The organism is Shinella sp. H4-D48, from assembly GCF_022637395.1.
In the GTDB taxonomy this organism is placed as follows: domain Bacteria; phylum Pseudomonadota; class Alphaproteobacteria; order Rhizobiales; family Rhizobiaceae; genus Shinella; species Shinella sedimenti.
In genome coordinates this window covers 162,494-181,975 of sequence record NZ_CP093337.1, presented here as the reverse complement: position 1 = coordinate 181,975, position 19,482 = coordinate 162,494, and the positions used below count along the sequence as shown (strand labels likewise).

16 protein-coding genes are annotated in these 19,482 nt (G+C 64.4%); 8 read left to right on the top strand and 8 right to left on the bottom strand.

Going from position 1 to position 19,482, the window contains the following annotated elements; translation table 11 throughout:
- Positions 1 to 88: 88 nt before the first annotated feature.
- Positions 89 to 910, bottom strand: coding sequence for a helix-turn-helix domain-containing protein (locus tag MNR02_RS00855; RefSeq protein WP_241600948.1), 822 nt, complete (start codon positions 908 to 910; stop codon positions 89 to 91).
- A 108-nt stretch (positions 911 to 1,018) separates the two neighbouring features.
- Here MNR02_RS00855 and MNR02_RS00850 point away from each other — a divergent pair, with 108 nt between their 5' ends.
- A complete protein-coding gene (locus MNR02_RS00850) occupies positions 1,019 to 2,221 on the top strand; it encodes an MFS transporter (protein ID WP_241600947.1) in 1,203 nt (400 codons plus the stop codon).
- Positions 2,222 to 2,280: 59 nt separating this feature from the next.
- Here MNR02_RS00850 and MNR02_RS00845 read toward each other — a convergent pair whose 3' ends face one another.
- Both MNR02_RS00845 and MNR02_RS00840 read right to left on the bottom strand, forming a co-directional pair.
- The gene (locus MNR02_RS00845) at positions 2,281 to 3,564 is read right to left on the bottom strand and encodes an FAD-binding oxidoreductase (protein WP_241947749.1); all 1,284 of its coding nucleotides are present in this window, start codon (positions 3,562 to 3,564) and stop codon (positions 2,281 to 2,283) included.
- Between the two features lie 116 nt (positions 3,565 to 3,680).
- The gene (locus MNR02_RS00840; RefSeq protein ID WP_160871780.1) at positions 3,681 to 4,577 is read right to left on the bottom strand and encodes a LysR family transcriptional regulator; all 897 of its coding nucleotides are present in this window, start codon (positions 4,575 to 4,577) and stop codon (positions 3,681 to 3,683) included.
- 168 nt (positions 4,578 to 4,745) lie between these two features.
- Here MNR02_RS00840 and MNR02_RS00835 point away from each other — a divergent pair, with 168 nt between their 5' ends.
- Genes MNR02_RS00835 through MNR02_RS00820 form a run of 4 tightly spaced genes read left to right on the top strand, consistent with a single transcriptional unit; the run spans position 4,746 to position 10,356 of the window.
- Positions 4,746 to 6,143 (top strand): VOC family protein, encoded by a 1,398-nt coding sequence (locus MNR02_RS00835; RefSeq protein WP_241947748.1) that lies wholly within the window; start codon positions 4,746 to 4,748, stop codon positions 6,141 to 6,143.
- An 11-nt stretch (positions 6,144 to 6,154) separates the two neighbouring features.
- On the top strand, positions 6,155 to 7,573 hold the full coding sequence (locus MNR02_RS00830) for an FAD-binding oxidoreductase (RefSeq protein WP_241947747.1): 1,419 nt from the start codon (positions 6,155 to 6,157) through the stop codon (positions 7,571 to 7,573).
- A 20-nt stretch (positions 7,574 to 7,593) separates the two neighbouring features.
- On the top strand, positions 7,594 to 9,117 hold the full coding sequence (locus MNR02_RS00825) for an aldehyde dehydrogenase family protein (RefSeq protein ID WP_241947746.1): 1,524 nt from the start codon (positions 7,594 to 7,596) through the stop codon (positions 9,115 to 9,117).
- 6 nt (positions 9,118 to 9,123) lie between these two features.
- Complete coding sequence (locus MNR02_RS00820) at positions 9,124 to 10,356, top strand: pyridoxal phosphate-dependent aminotransferase (RefSeq protein ID WP_241947745.1); 1,233 nt, start codon at positions 9,124 to 9,126, stop codon at positions 10,354 to 10,356.
- Between the two features lie 250 nt (positions 10,357 to 10,606).
- Here the strand turns inward: MNR02_RS00820 and MNR02_RS00815 are convergent, their stop codons facing one another.
- Positions 10,607 to 11,707 (bottom strand): saccharopine dehydrogenase family protein, encoded by a 1,101-nt coding sequence (locus tag MNR02_RS00815; RefSeq protein WP_241947744.1) that lies wholly within the window; start codon positions 11,705 to 11,707, stop codon positions 10,607 to 10,609.
- An 82-nt stretch (positions 11,708 to 11,789) separates the two neighbouring features.
- Here MNR02_RS00815 and MNR02_RS00810 point away from each other — a divergent pair, with 82 nt between their 5' ends.
- Entirely contained in the window at positions 11,790 to 12,260 is a 471-nt protein-coding gene (locus MNR02_RS00810) for an Lrp/AsnC family transcriptional regulator (RefSeq protein WP_241947743.1), read from the top strand.
- 6 nt (positions 12,261 to 12,266) lie between these two features.
- Here the strand turns inward: MNR02_RS00810 and MNR02_RS00805 are convergent, their stop codons facing one another.
- A complete protein-coding gene (locus tag MNR02_RS00805; protein WP_241947742.1) occupies positions 12,267 to 13,520 on the bottom strand; it encodes an FAD-binding oxidoreductase in 1,254 nt (417 codons plus the stop codon).
- Between the two features lie 38 nt (positions 13,521 to 13,558).
- The gene (locus MNR02_RS00800) at positions 13,559 to 14,254 is read right to left on the bottom strand and encodes a GntR family transcriptional regulator (RefSeq protein WP_134648363.1); all 696 of its coding nucleotides are present in this window, start codon (positions 14,252 to 14,254) and stop codon (positions 13,559 to 13,561) included.
- A gap of 138 nt (positions 14,255 to 14,392) precedes the next feature.
- Here MNR02_RS00800 and MNR02_RS00795 point away from each other — a divergent pair, with 138 nt between their 5' ends.
- Together MNR02_RS00795 and MNR02_RS00790 are read left to right on the top strand one after the other, a co-directional pair.
- Positions 14,393 to 15,742 (top strand): glutamine synthetase family protein, encoded by a 1,350-nt coding sequence (locus MNR02_RS00795; protein WP_241947741.1) that lies wholly within the window; start codon positions 14,393 to 14,395, stop codon positions 15,740 to 15,742.
- Entirely contained in the window at positions 15,742 to 17,046 is a 1,305-nt protein-coding gene (locus MNR02_RS00790) for an FAD-binding oxidoreductase (RefSeq protein ID WP_241947740.1), read from the top strand. Before MNR02_RS00795 ends, MNR02_RS00790 begins: the two co-directional genes overlap by 1 nt.
- Positions 17,047 to 17,099: 53 nt before the next feature.
- Here MNR02_RS00790 and purU read toward each other — a convergent pair whose 3' ends face one another.
- Together purU and MNR02_RS00780 are read right to left on the bottom strand one after the other, a co-directional pair.
- On the bottom strand, positions 17,100 to 17,984 hold the full coding sequence (purU, locus tag MNR02_RS00785) for a formyltetrahydrofolate deformylase (RefSeq protein WP_241947739.1): 885 nt from the start codon (positions 17,982 to 17,984) through the stop codon (positions 17,100 to 17,102).
- Between the two features lie 212 nt (positions 17,985 to 18,196).
- Positions 18,197 to 19,432 (bottom strand): TIGR03862 family flavoprotein, encoded by a 1,236-nt coding sequence (locus MNR02_RS00780; RefSeq protein ID WP_241947738.1) that lies wholly within the window; start codon positions 19,430 to 19,432, stop codon positions 18,197 to 18,199.
- Positions 19,433 to 19,482: the final 50 nt, after the last annotated feature.

Here is a 19,482-nt window from a genome sequence, read left to right as displayed (position 1 = left end):
CCGGTTTGGGTCCCGCAGCCCTTCCTAATCCCAAAAGCCGGCGGAAAACAGCCCCCCGATCACGTCCTTTGTCAGTCTTTTTGAGACGCTACGCCGCCTCGCGGCTCGTTAGATAAGCGCGGGGCGCGGCCCCCAGCATGCGCCTGAACATGGTGGTGAAGGCCGGCACGCTTTCATAGCCTGCATCGAGCGCCACCCGAGTTACCGGCTCGCCGGCGGCAAGGCGCGGCAGGCAGGCAAAAAGGCAGGCCTGCTGGCGCCAGGTCACGAAGCTTATGCCCATCTCCTGCCGGAAGAAGCGCGTGAAAGTGCGCCGGCTCATGTTGAGACGACGCGCCCAGTCGTCGATCTTGGCAGCGGGCGAGGGCTGCGTGACGAAATCGCGGCAAAGTCCGGCAAGCCGGCCGCTCGCCGGAAAAGGCAGGCCAAGCCGGCGTTCCTGAAGGCGCCCGATCTCATCGACCAGCAAGGCCATCACCAGTTCGCCCCGCCTGCGATCTTCCGCCACCGCCCCCTTGCGCAACGCTTCGGCGATGAGCTGGCGCGCAAGATCGGTCACCTCCAGCACGACGGGTTCGCGCGCCGCCGCGCGGCCCTCGGGCGAGTAGATGTAGACCGAGCGCATGCTGACATCCGAATACATCTCGACGGAATGCTCCAGCCCGCGCGGGATGAGCAGCGCATGGCCCGGCGGGATCATCCAGCGGCCGCGATCCGTCGCAACCAGCACGACACCCGAGAAGACGCACAGGAACTGCGTGCGGCGATGATGATGCGGCGGAACCGTGTAGCCCCCCGGAACATCGGTGCTATGCACCAGAACGTCCTCGTTCGACTGCTCCATGCGGGCAAGGTTGCGAACATGCTCTTCATGCAGCGTCTTGAGACGGGATTCCGTGAGTTTTTCCATCTTTGGCCCAATCGCGTAAGAAATGGACCTCAGCACGAAAGCAGGCCGCAGGCAATACTTGTAATTCAGCAAGAAAAAGCCTGTCCGGGTCGAAACTTCGAGGAAAAAATGTCGACTGTCGTCCCCGCGGCGCCCCGCAGCGTCGCCACCACGTCCTATTCCATCATCATTGCCGTCAGCGCCTGCCACATGCTGAACGACATCATGCAGTCGCTTCTGACGTCGCTCTACCCGCTCCTGAAGGCGAACTATGCGCTCGACTTCATGCAGATCGGCCTTCTGACGCTGGCCTTCCAGGTCACCGCCTCGCTCCTGCAGCCGGCCGTCGGGATCGTGACGGACCGCTGGCCGATGCCGTTCTCGCTGCCGGTCGGCATGGGCAGCACCTTTTGCGGCCTGATCATGCTGGCCTATGCGCATTCTTTCCCCGTGCTGGTCTTCGGCGCCTGCCTGATCGGGCTCGGTTCCGCGATCTTCCATCCGGAATCCTCGCGTGTCGCGCGCCTCGCATCGGGCGGTCGTCACGGATTGGCGCAGTCGATGTTCCAGGTCGGCGGCAATGCCGGCACAGCACTGGGCCCGTTGCTCGCCGCCTTCATCGTGCTGCCCTTCGGCCAGTCCAGCGTTGCGTGGTTTTCAGTCGTCGCCCTGCTCGGCATGGCGATCCTGACATGGGTCGGCAACTGGTATGCCGGGGAGCGCCGCCTTGCGGCGGGCCGTCCTGCCGCCAGCCGCGAACTGCCGCTGCCGCGCGGACGCGTCGCCTGGGCGCTTGCCGTCCTGGTGCTGCTGACCACCACTAAGAATGCCTATCTCGCCAGTATTTCGAGCTACTTCACCTTTTACACGATCGGCCGTTTCGGTCTCGACGTGCAGCAGGCGCAGCTGATGCTGTTCCTGTTCCTCGGTGCCTCTGCGCTGGGCGTCTTCATGGGCGGGCCGATCGGCGACCGCTTCGGCACGCGCTTCGTGATCTGGTTCTCGATCCTCGGCGTCATCCCCTTCGCGCTGATGCTGCCCTATGCCAATCTGTTCTGGACGGGCGCGCTGACGGTGCTGATCGGCCTGATCTTCTCCTCGGCCTTCTCCAACATCGTCGTCTTCGCGCAGGAACTGGTGCCGGGCCGCGTCGGCATGATCGCCGGCATCTTCTTCGGCTTCGCCTTCGGCGCCGGCGGCCTGGGTGCGGCTCTGCTCGGCGGCGTCGCCGACAGCCACGGCATCAACTTCGTCTACCAGATCTGCTCGTATCTGCCGCTTCTCGGCATCCTGACGATCTTCCTGCCGCGCCTTCCGGCAAAGCAGCACTGAGGCCAACTCAAGAATGCAAAACGCCCGGCTTCGGCCGGGCGTTTTGTCTTGAGGCGTCTCTAGAACCGTGCACTAGCAAAATGCGCAATCTGGGCGCCGAGTTCGTAATAACCCTCGCGCACTGACCGGAAGGACTGGGCCTGCGGGTCGGTGACCGGTAGCGGCAGGTCGGCCTCAGCAATGCGGCCGGACACGAGCTCGGCCAGCGTGCGGCCGAAAACGGTGCCCGGCGCGATGCCGCGGCCGTTATAACCGGAGAAGCCGACGACATTTTCGGCCAACCGGTGGAAGCGCGGCAGGTTGTCGGCGGTCATGCCGATCTTGCCGTACCACTCCGCCTCGAAGGCGACGTCACCGATGTCAGGAAACAGCTTCTTCAGCGACCGGCGCGCCCAAGCCTTGTGGATGCCGAGCCCGGTACCACGCAGTGCGCCGACGCTGCCGAAAACCAGGCGGCCGCGCTTGTCGAACCGGAAGGAGGAGAGCACCTCCTTGGTATCCCAGGCGCCCTGGCGCTCCGGCAGGATCTTCGCCTGCATTTCGGCTGACAGCGGCACCGTGGCGAAGTTGAAGTAGGGAAGATGCACGAGTTCCGTGCGCACGACGTTCCAGGGGGAGGCGGTGTAGGCATTGGTCGCCACGATCACCCAGTCAGCCGTCACGTCGCCGCGCGGCGTCTTCACCGTCCAGCGCGTGCCGTTGCGCTCCGCACCTGTCACCGGACTGCCGGTAAACACCTGCGCGCCGGCCGCGATGGCGGAGCGGGCGAGGCCGCGGGCATAGGCAAGCGGCTGGATCGTGCCCGCGCGCATGTCGAGCAGGGCGCCGGCATAGGCGCCGGTGCCGACCTTCGTCGCCGTCTCCGCCGCATCGAGCAGCCGCACCGGTGCGCCGCGCCGCGCCCATTGCTCGGCGCGCTGCTTCAGCTCGTCGAGGCCGGACTGGCCGACGGCACAGTGCAGCGTGCCGGCCGGATTGATCTCGCAGTCGATCCCATGCTTTTCGACGAGATCGAAAACCAGGCGCGGCGCGTTGCCGAGCACGTCCAGCAGGCGGCTGCCGTAGAGATCGCCGAGCACGCCCGGCAGCTCGTCGGGCATCACCCACATGCCGGCATTGACGAGGCCGACATTGCGGCCCGACCCACCATAACCGACCTCCGCGCCTTCCAGCAGGATGACCCGTGTGCCGCGTTCAGCGAGATGGAGTGCTGCGGAAAACCCGGTATAGCCGCCACCGACGATAACGACATCCGCTTCCGCCTTTCCCGAGAAGGCGACGGTGTCGGGGGCGGGCGGGGCGGTCATCTCCCAGAGGCCATGGGAGCGCGGATCATTGAGCATGGTGGTGTGTCTTTTCACAAGGAGGATTGTGCGCACAGCATCGACCATGCCGCTCCGCCACTAAAGCAAAAATTGCGAACCGGGTCATGCCCCCGCCGCATGATGCCGGCAGGGTTTCAGGCCGGCACTTGCCCGGCGATCCAGGCCCGGAAAGCCTGGCTGAGCGGGTTTTCCAGCTTGCCCTCCGGCACCACGAGATAATAGCTGTTCTCCGTCTCCATCGGCCGGTCGAAGACGACGGCGAGGCGGCCGCTCGCAAGCTCCTGCTCGATCAGGTATTTCGGCAGGAGCGCGAAGCCGAGGCCGGCCACGGCGGATTCGATGACCATCGAAAACTGGTCGAAGCGGTGGCCGCGATAGGCGGTGTCGGCCGATCCGCCGTTCAGTTCGAACCATTGCGCCCACAGCTTCGGCCGGGTGGCGAGATGCAGCAGCGGCGCCGTTTCCAGATCCTTCGGCTCCGACGGGGCCCAGGACTTCAGGAGATCCGGACTTGCCGCCGGCAGGATGATCTCGCTGCACAGATAGGAGCAGGAGGCGCGCGCCCAGACGGGCTGGCCGTAATGGATCGCGAGGTCGAAATTCTCCTCGTCGAAATCGAACGGCGCCGAGCGCGAGGCGATGTTGATGATTGTGCCGGGATGCTGGGCAAGGAAACCGGGAATGCGCGGCGTCAGCCAGCGGCTGCCGAAGGTGGGCAGGGTCGCGATGGCGAGGCTGTGTTCCGACGACGCAGACGCCATGGCGCGCAGCATGGTCTCTTCCGTCTGGTGGAGCAGCTTGCGCACTTCCGGCAGGAAGCGCCGCCCGTCATCCGACAGCACCACGCGCTGGCGCACGCGCTCGAAGAGCAGGACGCCGAGCTGCTCCTCCAAATCCTTGATCTGGCGGCTGACGGCGCTCTGCGTAAGGTTCAGCTCATGCGCGGCCTGCGTGAACGAGCCATGGCGCGCGGCACATTCGAACGCCTGCAGCGTGGTGACGTCAGGGATCAGCCTTCGACTGAGCTTCATTCATTCCTCGCATCAACATAGTCAGAACGGTCGCAATCACTCAAGGAAACGATCCGGTATGATCCGTTTTGAGAATGAACAGGGCCTCCCACCTTGTACAGCAATTCCAGGAAAAGTGTGAAACGGTTTTCCGTCCGGAATCGCGTCAAACAGATGAGACAGCTTCCCATGAAGGCAAATTCGATCCTTTCCGCGGACACGATCCGCTCGGACTTCTCCGCCGCCATGTCGGCCATGTATCGTGACGAGGTGCCGGCCTATGGCACGCTGATGGCGCTGGTCGCCAGGGTCAACGACGAGACGCTCGCCGCCGATCCGCATTTGAGGGATCGCCTGGAAGCGACCGATTCACTCGACCGCATCTCCGAGGAACGCCACGGCGCCATCCGCCTCGGTACGCCGGAAGAGCTTTCCATGATGCGCCGCGTCTTTGCCGTCATGGGCATGTTCCCGGTCGGCTACTACGACCTGTCGACGGCCGGCGTGCCGGTTCACTCCACCGCCTTCCGGCCGGTCGGCGCAGAAAGCCTGAGCCGCAATCCGTTCCGCGTCTTCACTTCGCTTCTGCGTCTCGACCTGATCGCCGACGAGGCCTTGCGCCGGGAAGCGGCCAACGTGCTCGCCGCGCGCAGGATTTTCACCGACGAAGCCGTCCGGCTGGTCGAAAAGGCCGAGCGTGACGGGGGCCTAGATACAGCCGACGCCGCTCGTTTCGTGGCTGAAGTGCTGGAAACCTTCCGCTGGCACGACCATGCCATCGTCAGCACCGACATGTACAAGCGGCTGCATGATGCGCATCGCCTGATCGCCGACGTCGTCTCCTTCAAGGGCCCGCATATCAATCACCTCACGCCGCGCACGCTGGATATCGACAAGGTACAGGCCCGCATGCCGCAAGAAGGCATCGCGCCCAAGGCCATCGTCGAGGGCCCGCCGACCCGCAACTGCTCGATCCTGCTGCGCCAGACTTCCTTCAAGGCGCTTGAAGAGGCCGTCTCCTTCATCGGCGCCGATGGCGGCTGGCAGGAGGGCTCGCACACCGCCCGCTTCGGCGAGATCGAACAGCGCGGCGTGGCGCTGACCCCGAAGGGCCGCGCGCTCTATGACAAGCTCCTGAACGACACCCGCGCCCGCGTGCGCCCGGCCGCCGACGGCTCCAATGCCGCCGAATACGAAGCTGCCCTTGCCGATGTCTTCAAGGCGTTCCCGGATACCTGGGACGGTATCCGCAAGGCCGGCCTCGGCTATTTCCGTTACGCGCTGACGAAGAAGGGCCAGTCCGTTACCGGCCGCAGCGCCGACCTAGAAACCGCGATCGAGGCGGGGCTTATCCAGTTCGATCCGATCGTTTACGAGGACTTCCTGCCGGTCAGCGCCGCGGGCATCTTCCAGTCCAACCTCGGCGACGACGCGACGCAGGATTTCGTCGCAAGCCCCAACCAGGTGATGTTCGAGCGCGATCTGGGCGCGACCGTCCTCGACGAGTTCGCACACTATGCCGGCATCGAGCGCGCCTCGCTTGAAAAGTGCCTCGGCATCGTCAACATGGCGGCCGCTGCGGAGTGACGGACACCAGCATGATCGAAGCACGCCATATCGAGGCCCTGACAAACCTGCTCGGCGAGAAGGGCCTTCTCACCGCGTCCGGCGACATGGCGGCCTATGAGACCGGCGCGCGCTACGACAAGGGACGCGCCGCCTTTGTCGCCCGCCCCGCCTCGACCGCCGAGACCTCCGCCGTGGTGGCCTATTGCGTGCAGAACGGCATCGCGCTTGTCCCGCAATCCGGCAATACCGGCCTTGTCTCCGGCTCGACACCCGATGACAGCGGCCGCCAGGGCGTGCTGAGCCTGGACCGCCTGACGGCACCCTTCGAGCTCGACCGGGTGAACCGTTCCGTAAAGGCAGGCGCGGGCCTTCGCCTCTCCGACCTCAACGGCAAGCTCGAGGACACCGGCCTGTTCTTCCCGATCGACCTCGGCGCCGATCCCCGCCTCGGCGGCATGATCGCGACGAATACCGGCGGCTCGCGTTTCCTGCGCTATGGCGACGTGCGCCGCAACACGCTCGGCCTAACCATCGTGCTCGCCGACGAGGCCGGCACCGTGCTCGACCTTTCATCAGACCTGCGCAAGAACAATACGGGCGTGGACTGGAAGCAGCTCTTCATCGGCACCTCGGGCGCCTTCGGCATTGTCACCGAATGCGTCTTGAACCTTGAGCCCGCGCCGAAGCAGTCGGCAACCGCCCTGCTGGTGCCCTCCTCGCGCGAGCAGGTCGCGACGCTGCTGGTGGCCATGGAAGACGCGCTCGGCGGCTACCTCTCGGCCTTCGAGGGCATGTCCGACAACGCGATCAGCGCGGCACTCGATCACGTCCCCTCGCTGCGCAATCCCTTCCAGGGCGGCATCGTACCGGATTTCGTGATCCTCGCTGAAATCTCCCGCTCAACCCCACCGCGCGAGGGCGAACAGCCGCTCGATGCGGTGCTGGAAGAGGTGCTTGCTACCATCTGGGAGCGCGACGACGCGCCGCTCGCAGATGCCTTTGTCGGCCCGCCACACGAAATATGGGCGTTGCGCCACGCGCTGTCGGAAGGTGTGAAACATAGCGGACGATTGATCGCCTTCGATCTGTCCTTCCGCCGGGGTGACATCATGCCGTTCCTTGCCCATATGAAGGTGCAAATGCCCGAGCATTTCGAGGACGTCACCATCTGCGATTTCGGCCATATCGGCGATGGCGGCGTGCACTTCAACCTCGTCGTCGCGAAGAACGATCCGCGGATTGCCGATCCCGATTTCGAGGCGGATTTGCGCGCCTGGGTCTTCTCAGTCGCTGTGGAGCAGTTCGGCGGCAGCTTCAGCGCGGAACACGCCATCGGCCGCAAGAACCAGGTATTTTACGACCAATACACCCCGGAAAAGATCCGCGAACTTGCGGCCGGTCTGAAAACAATCACCTCGCCGGCAACGCTCGGCGCTATCACCTTCTAAGAAACTCAGGGAGATACCCCATGACGACAGTCGACGTGAAAAAGGAAACCGAAGCCCTTCTCGACAAGCTGGGCGTTGCCCGTAGCGCCTGGCAGGGTGGCGACATGGCCTCCTACAGCCCGGTCAGCGGCGAAGAGATCGGCAAGCTGAAGACCGTTTCGGGCGCAGAGACCGACAAGGCCATCGACGCCGCCCACGAAGCCTTCAGGGAATGGCGCCTCGTGCCGGCCCCCAAGCGCGGCGAACTCGTGCGCCTGCTTGGCGAAGAGCTGCGCGCCGCCAAGGGCGACCTCGGCCGTCTCGTTTCCATCGAAGCCGGCAAGATCACGTCCGAAGGCCTCGGCGAAGTGCAGGAAATGATCGACATCTGCGATTTCGCCGTCGGTCTTTCCCGCCAGCTCTACGGTCTGACGATCGCCACCGAGCGCCCCGGCCATCGCATGATGGAAACCTGGCATCCGCTCGGCGTCGTCGGCATCATCTCGGCCTTCAATTTCCCGGTCGCTGTCTGGTCGTGGAACGCCGCTCTGGCGCTCGTCGCTGGCAACGCCATCGTCTGGAAGCCCTCTGAAAAGACTCCGCTGACGGCACTCGCCAGCCAGGCCATTCTGGAGCGCGCGCTCGCCCGCTTCGGTGATGCGCCGGCGAACCTCAGCCAGGTTCTCATCGGCGACCGCGCCATCGGTGAAGCCCTCGTCGACAACCACAAGGTCGCGCTCGTCTCGGCCACCGGCTCCACCCGCATGGGCAAGGAAGTCGGCCCCCGCCTCGCCAAGCGTTTTGCCCGCTCGATCCTCGAACTCGGCGGCAACAATGCCGGCATCGTCTGCCCCTCGGCCGATCTCGACATGGCGTTGCGCGCGATTGCCTTCGGTGCAATGGGCACCGCCGGCCAGCGCTGCACGACGCTGCGCCGCCTCTTCGTGCATGACAGCGTCTACGACCAGCTCGTGCCGCGTCTGAAGAAGGCCTATACGAGCGTTTCGGTCGGCAACCCGCTGGAAACCTCCGCCCTCGTCGGTCCGCTCGTCGACAAGCAGGCCTTCGACAACATGCAGAAGGCGCTGGAAGCGGCCAAGGCCGAAGGCGGTTCCGTTACCGGTGGTGAACGCGTTGCCGACGCCGGCAAGGACACGGCTTATTATGTGAAGCCCGCCATCGTCGAAATGCCCAAGCAGGCCGGCCCGGTTCTCGAAGAGACCTTCGCGCCGATCCTCTACGTCATGAAGTATTCCGACTTCGACGCCGTGCTGGATGACCACAACGCTGTCTCGGCCGGTCTCTCCTCGTCGATCTTCACGCTCAACGTCCAGGAAGCCGAACGCTTCCTCTCGGCCGACGGCTCGGATTGCGGCATCGCCAATGTCAATATCGGCACCTCGGGCGCCGAGATCGGCGGCGCATTCGGCGGCGAGAAGGAAACCGGCGGCGGCCGCGAATCCGGCTCGGACGCGTGGAAGGCCTATATGCGCCGCGCGACCAACACGGTGAACTATTCGAAGGCCCTGCCGCTCGCCCAGGGCGTCTCCTTCGATATCGAGTAAGCCGCCATGACCGTCGCAAGCAACATCGAGGAGGCGGGCTTTCAGCCCGCCTCGCGCATCGCCGCCATCGGCGTGTCGAAAATCCTGCAGATTGGCGCACGCGCCGCTGCCATGAAGAAGGAAGGCCTGCCGGTCATCATTCTCGGCGCCGGCGAGCCTGATTTCGATACGCCCGACAACGTCAAGGAAGCCGCCAAGGCCGCCATCGACCGTGGCGACACCAAATATACGGCGCTCGACGGCACGCCGGCGCTGAAGACGGCGATTTCCGAAAAATTCCGCCGCGAAAACAACGTCGACTACGCAATCGACGAAGTCACCGTCGCGACGGGCGCCAAGCAGATCCTGTTCAACGCCTTCATGGCGAGCGTCAATCCGGGCGACGAGGTGATCATCCCCACGCCCTATTGGACCTCCTATTCCGACATCGTGGAAATCTGCGGCGGCGTGCCGGTGCTGATCCCCTGCGACGCGGAAGCCGGCTTCCGCCTCAAGGCCGAACAGCTGGAAAAGGCCATCACCCCGAAGACCCGCTGGGTGCTGCTCAATTCGCCGTCGAACCCTTCGGGCGCCGCCTACAGCGAAGCCGACTACCGCCCGCTGCTCGACGTGCTCTTGAAGCACCCGCATGTCTGGCTGATGGTCGACGACATGTACGAACACATCGTCTACGATGGATTCAAATTCGTGACCCCCGTTGCCATCGTGCCGCGCCTGAAAAGCCGCACACTGACCATCAACGGCGTCTCGAAGGCCTATGCGATGACCGGCTGGCGCATCGGCTATGCCGGCGGCCCGAAGGCGCTGATCAAGGCCATGGCGGTGATCCAGAGCCAGGCGACCTCCTGCCCCTCCTCCGTCAGCCAGGCGGCTTCGGTGGAAGCGCTGAACGGCCCTCAAGCGTTTTTGAAGGACCGCCAGGCCAGCTTTAAGCACCGTCGTGACCTCGTCGTCTCGGCGCTGAACGCCATTCCCGGTCTCGCCTGCCGCACGCCCGAAGGCGCCTTCTACACCTTCTCCGGCTGCGCCGGCATGATCGGCAAGACGACGCCCAAGGGCAAGCGCATCGACGCCGACAGCGACTTCACGGATTACCTCCTCGAAGACGCAAACGTCGCCGTCGTGCCGGGCTCTGCCTTCGGTCTCTCCCCCTATTTCCGCATCTCTTACGCCACGTCGGAAGCGGAACTCAAGGAAGCCCTGAAACGCATCGCGGACGCCTGCGCACGTCTTTCCTGAATCGCATTCATCGACTTTCTGAGACCCGCCGCAGCCCGTCTGCGGCGGGTTTTTCGTGCCGGCAGACGCAGCTTGACCCGGCCCCAGGGGCCGGCCTCAGGACCTCTCCTTACGCACAAAGAAAAGGGCCTCGCGAGAGGCCCCATTTTTGTTGTTTCGCGCCTTTGCGGCGTCTCTCTTCCCCGCGGCCGAGCCACGATCGTGAAAACGCCCCGGCCTTTCGGTCGGGGCGCTCAATGGGTTTTACCGGTCAGGCCGCGCGGGCGCCGTGCTGCTCCTGCGCGTAATGATGGCCGAAGCGGTTGGCGAGGAAGGCGTCGAGTGCGATTTCTTCCTGGCGGACAAAGCCCTCGGCGCGCAACGTTCCGTCGGCGAGCATGTCGAGCACGGCGCAGATCGAACCGGCCGTGGTGATCTGGATGGCGGAATGCAGGACACCGGCGATGGGCGCGCTGTAGACCTTGTTGGCATAGGTTTCCTGGATCAGGCGGCCGCCCTTGCGGCCGGAAACCGTTACGAAGATGATGACGACATCCTGCGTGGTGGTCGGCAGTGCATTCTCGAAGATATCCTTGAGGACTTCGCGGCGGTGGCGCAGGCCGAGGTCGTTCAGGAGCGCCTTCATGATGGCGGCATGACCGGGATAGCGGATCGTCTTGTAGTTCAGCGTGCGCACCTTGCCCTTCAGCGTCTCGCAGAGCGTGCCCAGCCCGCCCGACGTGTTGAAGGCTTCGTAGGTCACGCCGTCGAGCGAGAATTCCTCGCGCTCTTCCAGCGCCGGAACTTCGATCAGCGCGCTTTCGACGATGGCCTCGCAGGGCTCGATATATTCGTTGATGACCCCGTCCGTGCTCCAGGTCAGGTTATAGTTCAGCGCGTTGGACGGGTATTGCGGCAGAGCGCCAACGCGCATGCGCACGCTTTCGAGCGTATCGAAGCGGCTGGCGAGATCGTTGGCGACGATGGAGATGAAGCCCGGCGCAAGACCACACTGCGGAATGAAGGCCGTCTTGGCGTTTTCGGCGATGCGCTTGACCTGGCGGGTGGATTCGACATCCTCGGTCAGGTCGAGATAGTGCACGCCGGCAGCGGCGGCAGCTTCGGCAATCGCGACCGTCAAGTGATAGGGCGCAGCCGAGAGAACGGCGAACTTGCCGGCCAGAAGGGCTTTCATGGCGGCCGCGTCGGCGATGTCGACAACGGCGGTCGATACGGAGGAATGGCGCTCGATGGCGGCAAGCTGCTCCTCGGACCGGTCCGCGACGGTAACGCGGTAATCTCCGCTATGAGCCAGCATGCGCGCGATGGTCGAGCCGATCTTGCCTGCGCCGATGACGACGATGTCCTTCATGTGATTTCCCTCCGGCATGAACTGATGCACGCATTTTGGAGGTGAGACCTGTCGATTTAAAGCGCCATACATGACATAATACATGACCAGTATCGGCAAAATGACGGTGAAGATGAGCATTTCGACGCTAGGCGCCAAGGACCGCGAACTCCTCGCCATCCTCAGCGAGAACGCCCGCGAGCAGACCGCGACCATCGCCCGCAGGCTCGGCCTTTCGCGCACCACCGTACAGGCGAAGATCGACCGCCTCGAACGGGACGGCGTGATCGCCGGCTATGGGGTTAAACTCTCCGACGCCTATGAGAGCGGCATGGTGAAGGCCCATGTGCTCATCACCATCGCGCCGAAGACGCTGGCGCGCATCACGACGGAACTGCACGCCATCTCGGCCGTGCGCACGTTGCACTCGGTCAGCGGCAGCTTCGACCTCATCGCCGTCGTGGAGGCGGCATCGATTGCCGAACTCGACCACCTGATCGACCGGATCGGTGAAATCGAGGGTGTGGAGCGCACGCTGTCGTCGATCATCCTGTCGACGCGGATCAGGCGGTAGGCACCCTCAGGCGATGAACCGCTCCGGCCGGTAGGGGCCGATATTGATGACCGTGCGCTCGCCCAGCATCTTCTCGGCCAGCACGCGGCCGGTAATCGGCCCCAGCGTCATGCCATGATGGGCGTGGCCGAAGGCGAACCACAGGCCGGAATGGCGCGGAGCCTTGCCGATGACGGGCATCATGTCGGGGGTGCAGGGACGCGAGCCCATCCACGGCTCCTCGTCGCGACGTTCGGCAAGCGGAAAGAACTCGCGCGCAACCTTTTCGGCCCGGCGCAGCTGCACCGGCGTCTTGCGCGTGTCACGCCGCGCGAATTCCGCACCCGTGGTGAGGCGAATGCCTTGGTTCATCGGCGCAAGGAAATAGCCGCGCTCGGCATCCAGCACCCAGTTGTTGAGCGTAGCCCCCTCCTGCGCGCCGTAATGCATGTGATAGCCACGCTTGACGGCGAGCGGGAAGCGATAGCCGAGCTTGCGTGTTACCGTATCGGCCCACGGGCCGAGCGCCACGACGACCTCCCTGCCCTCCAGAGGCCCGTCCGGTGTGGCGATGCGCCAGCCTTCGCCTTCCAGCACATGTTCGATGGTCGCGGCGTCGCCCGCCTTCAGCTGCCCGCCCAGCGACTGGAAATAGGCGAGATAGCGCTTCAGAAGAGCTTGCGGATCGAGGATCGACCATGGATCGGTCCAGCGCAGGCCGCCTGTGAGATCGGCGCGGATGGACGGTTCGGCCGCCGCCACTTCCGCCGTCGTCAGCTTCTGATGGTTGACGCCGAAATTCGCGGAGAGCTTTTCCGCATCCGCATAGGCCTTGTCGCGCTCCTTCTCCGAACGGAACACCTTCATCCAGCCATCCTTGCGGATGAGATCGTCCGCACCGGATGCGGCAATAAGGTCGGCATGTTCGGAAATCGAGTTCTCGATCAACGGCGCATAGAGATGGGCGATGCTCTGATGCTGGCGGAAGCCGGAATGCCACCAGTAACGGGCGAGAAACGGAATGATGCCCGGAATGGCCGAGAGATGGTAATGCGCGTCGATCGTGTTGTTCAGCGCATAGCGGAACAGCGCGCCGAAATCGTGCGGGAAGCCGTAGGGGAAAACACCCTCGCGCTGGATGAGCCCGGCATTGCCATAGGAGGTCTCTTCCGCCGCGCCGCGCCGGTCGACCAGCACCACGGACTTGCCGCGCCGCGCCAGATGGATCGCGGTCGAAATGCCGACCACGCCCGCACCGAGAACGATGACATCCGTCTTCATGCGTCAGCCCTTCTTAAGGATAGCCCCGATACAAATGCTCACTGCCCGGCAAGGCGAAGAAGGTTTTCGATCGCGGAACGCTCGAAACCGCCGATGCCCTCGGAAATATCCGCCTTGATGGCCGCAGCCACGCCGTCGGCGTCGCGCTTGCGCAGGGCCGCGATCGCCTCCTGATGACGATCGACGAAATAAAGCTGGGCGACATGCTCCATGGCGATGCCGAGGAAGGGGCCGAGTTGCAGCCAGACGCTTTCCACCATCGGCATGATCACCTGCTCGGGATTGGCCGTGTAGAGCGTGCGGTGGAATTCCTGATTAAGCAGCAGCGCGGTGCCGTTGTCCTTGCGGGCGATGGCCTCATCCTGTGCCTTGTCGATCTCCTCCAGCCGGTCGATGCGGCGTTCGGTGATATGCGGCACAGCGCGGCGGGCGGCATGCTGCTCGAGCACCGCGCGCAGCGAGACGAGTTCGCTGAACCGGTCCGCCGTCATGCGCGGCACCATGATGCGCCGGTTGTCGAGCACTCGCAACGCCCCCTCCGAGGACAGCCGGCGCAACGCCTCGCGCACCGGCGTGGGGCTCGATTCCATGGCCTCGGCGATGCCTCGTATCGTCAGCGATTCGCCGGGCCGGATGGAGCCGACCATGATCGCCTGGCGCAGGCGCCGGTGCGCATATTCATGCGTTGTCATGCCGTCCGGCCGGTCCAGCGGCTCAAGCGCCAAGTTGCCCAATCCATTCCTCCTGTGCCAGGCTGCCGGGTGCTGTTCGATCCCTTGTCACAGTTTCTAGCAGCTTGACCCGTGACAAGAAAGTGTGCATATTTTGGAAATGTGATCACAAAAATAATTATGTGATACGGAAGGGGAACCATGACCTTGAGCGAAGATTCCGCATGGCTGATCGATGCCGATGGCGTGGAGAGCATCCAGGCCGTCGTCTGCGACCTCAACGGCATTCTGCGCGGCAAGCGTGTTCCCGTCGGACAGGCCGAGAAGGTGCTGAAGGGCGGCATCCGCATGCCGCTGTCCATCGTCGGCGTCGATGTCTGGGGCGAGGATATCGTCGGCTCGAGCCACGTCTTCGCCTCGGGCGACATGGACGGCATCTGCGCGGCGACCGGCCGCGGCGCGCTGCCGGTGAGCTGGACGCTGAAACCGTCCGCCGTGGTACCGTTGTGGCTGTTCAAGGAAAACGGCGAGCCCTTCCTTGCCGATCCGCGCCAGGCGCTCGCCAATATCGTGCGCCAGTATCACGACCTGGGCCTCAAGCCCGTCGTCGCCTCCGAGATGGAATTCTACCTGATCGACGCCGAGCCCGACCACGCCGAGCCGCCGATCTCGCCCTATACCGGCAAGCGGCTCGATTCCGACGCGATCCTGTCCATCGACGAGCTCGACGATTTCGGCCAGTTCTTCTCGGACGTCTATGCGGAATGCGAACGGCAGAACGTGCCGGCGGATTCGGCCGTCGCCGAAAACGGCATCGGCCAGTTCGAGATCAACCTCATCCATTCCGACGATCCGCTGAAGGCAGCCGACGATGCGCTGTTCTTCAAGCGCATCATCAAGGGCGTGGCGCGCAAGCACGGCTTTGCCGCCACCTTCATGGCCAAGCCCTACGGCATGCGCTCGGGCAGCGGCATGCACATGCATTTCAGCCTTGTCGACGCCGAGGGCAACAACGTCTTCGACGACGGCACGCCCGAAGGCTCGGACATCATGAAACACGCCGTGGCGGGCCTGACGCGCGGCATGGCGGAATCGACGCTGCTCTTTGCGCCGCATTTCAACTCCTATCGCCGTCTTCGCCCCGACACGCATGCGCCGACCTCCATCTCCTGGGGCTACGAGAACCGCACCGCCGCCATCCGCATTCCCGGCGGCAACAACAAGGCGCGGCGCATCGAACACCGCGTGGCCGGCGCCGACGCCAATCCCTATCTCGTCATGGCCGGCATCCTTGGCGCCGCCCTCGTTGGCATCCGCAACAAGTGGGAGCCGCCGGCACCCGTCTCGGGCCGGGCCTACCAGTCCCAGCTGCCGCGCATTCCCTCCGAATGGGGTTCGGCCGTGACAGCCTTCGAGAATGGCTCGATCGTCTCGGAGATCTTCGACCAGGATCTCCGCTCCATGCTGATCGCCTGTAAGCGGCAGGAGATCGCCGGTTTCGCCGAACAGGTGACCGACTTCGAATTCAGCGCCTACCTGGAAATCGTCTGATGGCAAACACCGCGTCCTATGCCGGCAACGGCGCCTATCCCGACAGCTATTACGCCGCCTCGCGCAACATCATCCGCACACCCAAGGTGCTGGAAGGCGCCGTGACCGCGGACGTCGCCGTGCTCGGTGCGGGTTATTCCGGCCTGTCCACCGCCATCCACCTTGCGGAAAAAGGCTACAAGGTCGTGGTCGTGGAAGGTGCGGGCGTCGGCTGGGGCGCGTCCGGCCGCAACGGCGGCCAGATCGTCAACGGCCTGAATGCCAGCCTCGACACGATCAAGCGGCGCTACGGCGACGAGGCGGGCGCCTTCGTCGGCAGCCTCGTGCAGGAGGGCGGAAAGATCATCCGCCGGATCGTCTCGCAATACGGCATCGAGTGCGATCTGAAGGACGGCAATATCTACGCCGCCTACACGCCCGCCCACATGAAGGAGCTGGAGCACAAGAAGGCGCTGTGGGCGAGCTACGGGATGAACGATCACCAGATGCTCGACAAGGCGGCGATGCGCAAGCTCGTCAACACCGACGCCTATATCGGCGGCATGCTGGACACGACCGGCGGCCACATGCACCCGCTCAACCTCACGCTCGGCGAGGCGGCGGCACTGGAATCGCTCGGCGGCGTGATCTACGAGCAGTCGCCCGTCGTGCGCGTCGAGCACGAGGCGGAAAAGCCGGTCATCCATACGGCCAGGGGCAGCGTGACGGCCAACACCGCCGTGCTCTGCGGCAATGCCTATCTCGGCCATGTGGTGCCGAAGCTCGTCTCCCGCGTCATGCCGGTCTCGACCCAGATGATCGCCACCGAACCACTCGGCGAGCGCGCCGATGCGCTGATCCCCTCCGACATGTGCGTGGAGGACGTGCGCTACATCCTCGATTATTTCCGCCTGTCGGCCGACAAGCGCATGATCTTCGGCGGCGGCACCGTCTATGGCGGCACCGACCCCGCCGATGTGCGCGCAAAGATCCGCCCGAACCTGGAAAAGGTCTTCCCGTCGCTCAAGGGCGTGAAGATCGACTATGCCTGGAGCGGCAACTTCGCGCTGTCCTTCTCTCGCGTGCCGCAGATGGGCAAGATCGGCAAGAACACCTATTTCGCCCACGGCTATAGCGGCCACGGCGTCACCGGCTCGCATCTCTTCGGCAAGATCCTGAGCGAAGCGATCCATGGGGACCTGTCGCGCTTCAACCAGTTCGAGAAGCTGCCCTGGGTCCCCTTCCCCGGTGGGCGCATGTTCCGCGCGCAATATTCCACCATCGGTTCCTGGTGGTACCAGTTCAAGGACGCCTTCGGTCTTTAAACCAACAAAAAAGCCGGCGTTTCCGCCGGCTTTTTCGTGTTTGATGGTTTCGATCAACCCATGCGCTCGGAGGCGTAGGAACCGGGGCTCGGCGGGAAGACGATGGTCTTGTTGCCGTTCATGAAGACGCGGTGATGGATATGGGCGTGCACGGCGCGCGCCAGAACCTGGCTCTCCACGTCACGGCCGATCGAGACATAGTCCTCCGCCGACTGAGCGTGCGTGATGCGCGCGACGTCCTGCTCGATGATCGGACCTTCATCGAGATCCTCGGTGACGTAGTGCGCCGTCGCGCCGATCAGCTTCACGCCGCGCTCGAAGGCCTGCTTGTAGGGATTGGCGCCCTTGAACGACGGCAGGAACGAGTGGTGGATGTTGATGATGCGGCCCGACATCTTCTTGCAGACGGCATCCGACAGGACCTGCATGTAGCGGGCGAGAACGATGAGCTCGGCGCCGGACTGCTCGACCACTTCCATGAGGCGGGCTTCGGCCTGCGGCTTGTTCTCCTTCGTCACCTTGATGTGGTAGAAAGGCAGGTCGTGATTGACGATGACCTTCTGGTAATCGAAGTGGTTGGAGACGACGCCGACGATGTCGATCGGCAGCGCGCCGATCTTCCAGCGGTAGAGCAGGTCGTTGAGGCAGTGGCCGAAGCGCGAGACCATGAGCAGCACCTTCATGCGCTCCTCGCTCGAATGGAACTGGTAGTTCATGTCGAAGGGCTTTGCGACCGGCGCGAAGCCCGCCGTGATGTCTTCTTCCGTCGTATCGCCCTCGTTGGTGAAGGTGAGGCGCATGAAGAACAGGCCGGTCTCCAGGTCGTCGAACTGCGAACTGTCGACGATGTTGCATTCCTTCTCGGCGAGATAGCCGGTGATCGCAGCGACGATGCCGCGGGTCGATTGGCAGGAAACGGTCAGGACGTGGCTGGTCATCGGTTCTTTTCTCATGTTCGGCCGGCGCGCGAGGCCCCGGCAATCCCCTGTCTGAGGCCGCAACGACGGCTTGGCGCATATTTCAGGTGGTTGGCGATAGCGCAAGCCCCTGGAATGGCCAGAAGCTACGCCGCCTCCGTTCAGGAATCCCTCCGGTTCGCGACATCCAATGCGTCGAAATTGCCACGAAGCGTCCCGAAACCCTCCCGCTATCAGGCAGGAACACCCTCCGGCAAGGTCTGAAGGTCCGAAAGCCAGCGATCCAAGCCATTTGCCGCCGCACGCCCGCTTGCCAGGCAGGCGGTCAGCAGATAGCCGCCCGTCGGCGCCTCCCAGTCCAGCATCTCGCCTGCGACGAAAACACCCGGCAGCGCCCTGAGCATGAAGGCTGCGTCGATTGCATCGAATGCGACACCGCCGGCCGACGAGATCGCCTCGGCAATCGGGCGCGGCCGCACCAGCTTCACCGGCGCCGCCTTGATGGCGGCCGCCAGCGCGGCGGGCGGTAGCGTGGCGATATCGGCAAAGCCTTCGCGCAAAAGCGCGGCCTTCACGCCGTCCAGCCCCGCCGCCTTGCGCAACCGGCTGGAGAAGCTCGCCTTGGCGCCTTGCCGCGCGAGATCGCCCTCAAGCCGCTCAGCGCTGCGGCCGGGCGCCAGATCGAGCATCAGCGTTGCAGCCCCTGTCTCCTCCAGTGCATCGCGCAGCACCGCCGCATGGGCATAGATCAGGCTGCCCTCGACGCCCGTCTTCGAAATCACGAACTCACCCGGGATCGTGCCGGCCGCCGACTGCGCCGTCACGCCCTTGACCGGCGCACCGGCGAATTTCTCGGTGAAGAAGGCCGACCAGGCCACGTCGAAACCGCAATTGGCCGGGCGGAACGGCGCCATCGCCACGCCCTTCGCGGCAAGCATATCGACCCAGCCGGCATCCGAACCGAGCCGCGGCCAGCTTGCCCCGCCAAGTGCCAGAAGGACCGCATCGAAGGCCATGGCCCGCGGCCCCTCTGGTGTCTCGACCGAGAGGCCGCCTGGCGCGAAACCCGTCCAGCGATGGCGCACACGGATTGCAACGCCTTGCGCCTCCAGACGCGCGCGCCAGGCCCGCAGCAGCGGCGAGGCCTTCATCACGTTCGGAAAGACACGGCCGGACGTGCCCACGAAGGTTTCCGTGCCGAGATCCTGCGCCCAGACCCGCACGTCCTCAGGCGTAAAGCCATCGAGCGCCGGCCGTAGCCGCTCATTGGCGGCACCGAAACGGGTGGCGAAGCGATCGTAGGGCTCCGAATGGGTTAGGTTCAGGCCGGATTTACCGGCAAGCAGGAATTTGCGCCCGATGGTGGGCATGGCCTCCAGCACGGTGACGGCGTGGCCGCGCGCCGACAGCACCTCCGCCGCCATCAATCCGGCCGGCCCGCCGCCGACGATCCCGATCCGCTTGCCCATTGCACGCCCACCTCTAAACTGTCGCCGTCCTCATAGAGCCTCTGCGGCGA

Coding starts and splice junctions, on each gene's coding strand:
- MNR02_RS00855 (WP_241600948.1), bottom strand. CDS start 910: ATGGAAAAACTCACGGAATCCCGTCTCAAGACGCTGCATGAAGAGCAT.
- MNR02_RS00850 (WP_241600947.1), top strand. CDS start 1,019: ATGTCGACTGTCGTCCCCGCGGCGCCCCGCAGCGTCGCCACCACGTCC.
- MNR02_RS00845 (WP_241947749.1), bottom strand. CDS start 3,564: ATGCTCAATGATCCGCGCTCCCATGGCCTCTGGGAGATGACCGCCCCG.
- MNR02_RS00840 (WP_160871780.1), bottom strand. CDS start 4,577: ATGAAGCTCAGTCGAAGGCTGATCCCTGACGTCACCACGCTGCAGGCG.
- MNR02_RS00835 (WP_241947748.1), top strand. CDS start 4,746: ATGAAGGCAAATTCGATCCTTTCCGCGGACACGATCCGCTCGGACTTC.
- MNR02_RS00830 (WP_241947747.1), top strand. CDS start 6,155: ATGATCGAAGCACGCCATATCGAGGCCCTGACAAACCTGCTCGGCGAG.
- MNR02_RS00825 (WP_241947746.1), top strand. CDS start 7,594: ATGACGACAGTCGACGTGAAAAAGGAAACCGAAGCCCTTCTCGACAAG.
- MNR02_RS00820 (WP_241947745.1), top strand. CDS start 9,124: ATGACCGTCGCAAGCAACATCGAGGAGGCGGGCTTTCAGCCCGCCTCG.
- MNR02_RS00815 (WP_241947744.1), bottom strand. CDS start 11,707: ATGAAGGACATCGTCGTCATCGGCGCAGGCAAGATCGGCTCGACCATC.
- MNR02_RS00810 (WP_241947743.1), top strand. CDS start 11,790: ATGACCAGTATCGGCAAAATGACGGTGAAGATGAGCATTTCGACGCTA.
- MNR02_RS00805 (WP_241947742.1), bottom strand. CDS start 13,520: ATGAAGACGGATGTCATCGTTCTCGGTGCGGGCGTGGTCGGCATTTCG.
- MNR02_RS00795 (WP_241947741.1), top strand. CDS start 14,393: ATGACCTTGAGCGAAGATTCCGCATGGCTGATCGATGCCGATGGCGTG.
- MNR02_RS00790 (WP_241947740.1), top strand. CDS start 15,742: ATGGCAAACACCGCGTCCTATGCCGGCAACGGCGCCTATCCCGACAGC.
- purU (WP_241947739.1), bottom strand. CDS start 17,984: ATGACCAGCCACGTCCTGACCGTTTCCTGCCAATCGACCCGCGGCATC.
- MNR02_RS00780 (WP_241947738.1), bottom strand. CDS start 19,432: ATGGGCAAGCGGATCGGGATCGTCGGCGGCGGGCCGGCCGGATTGATG.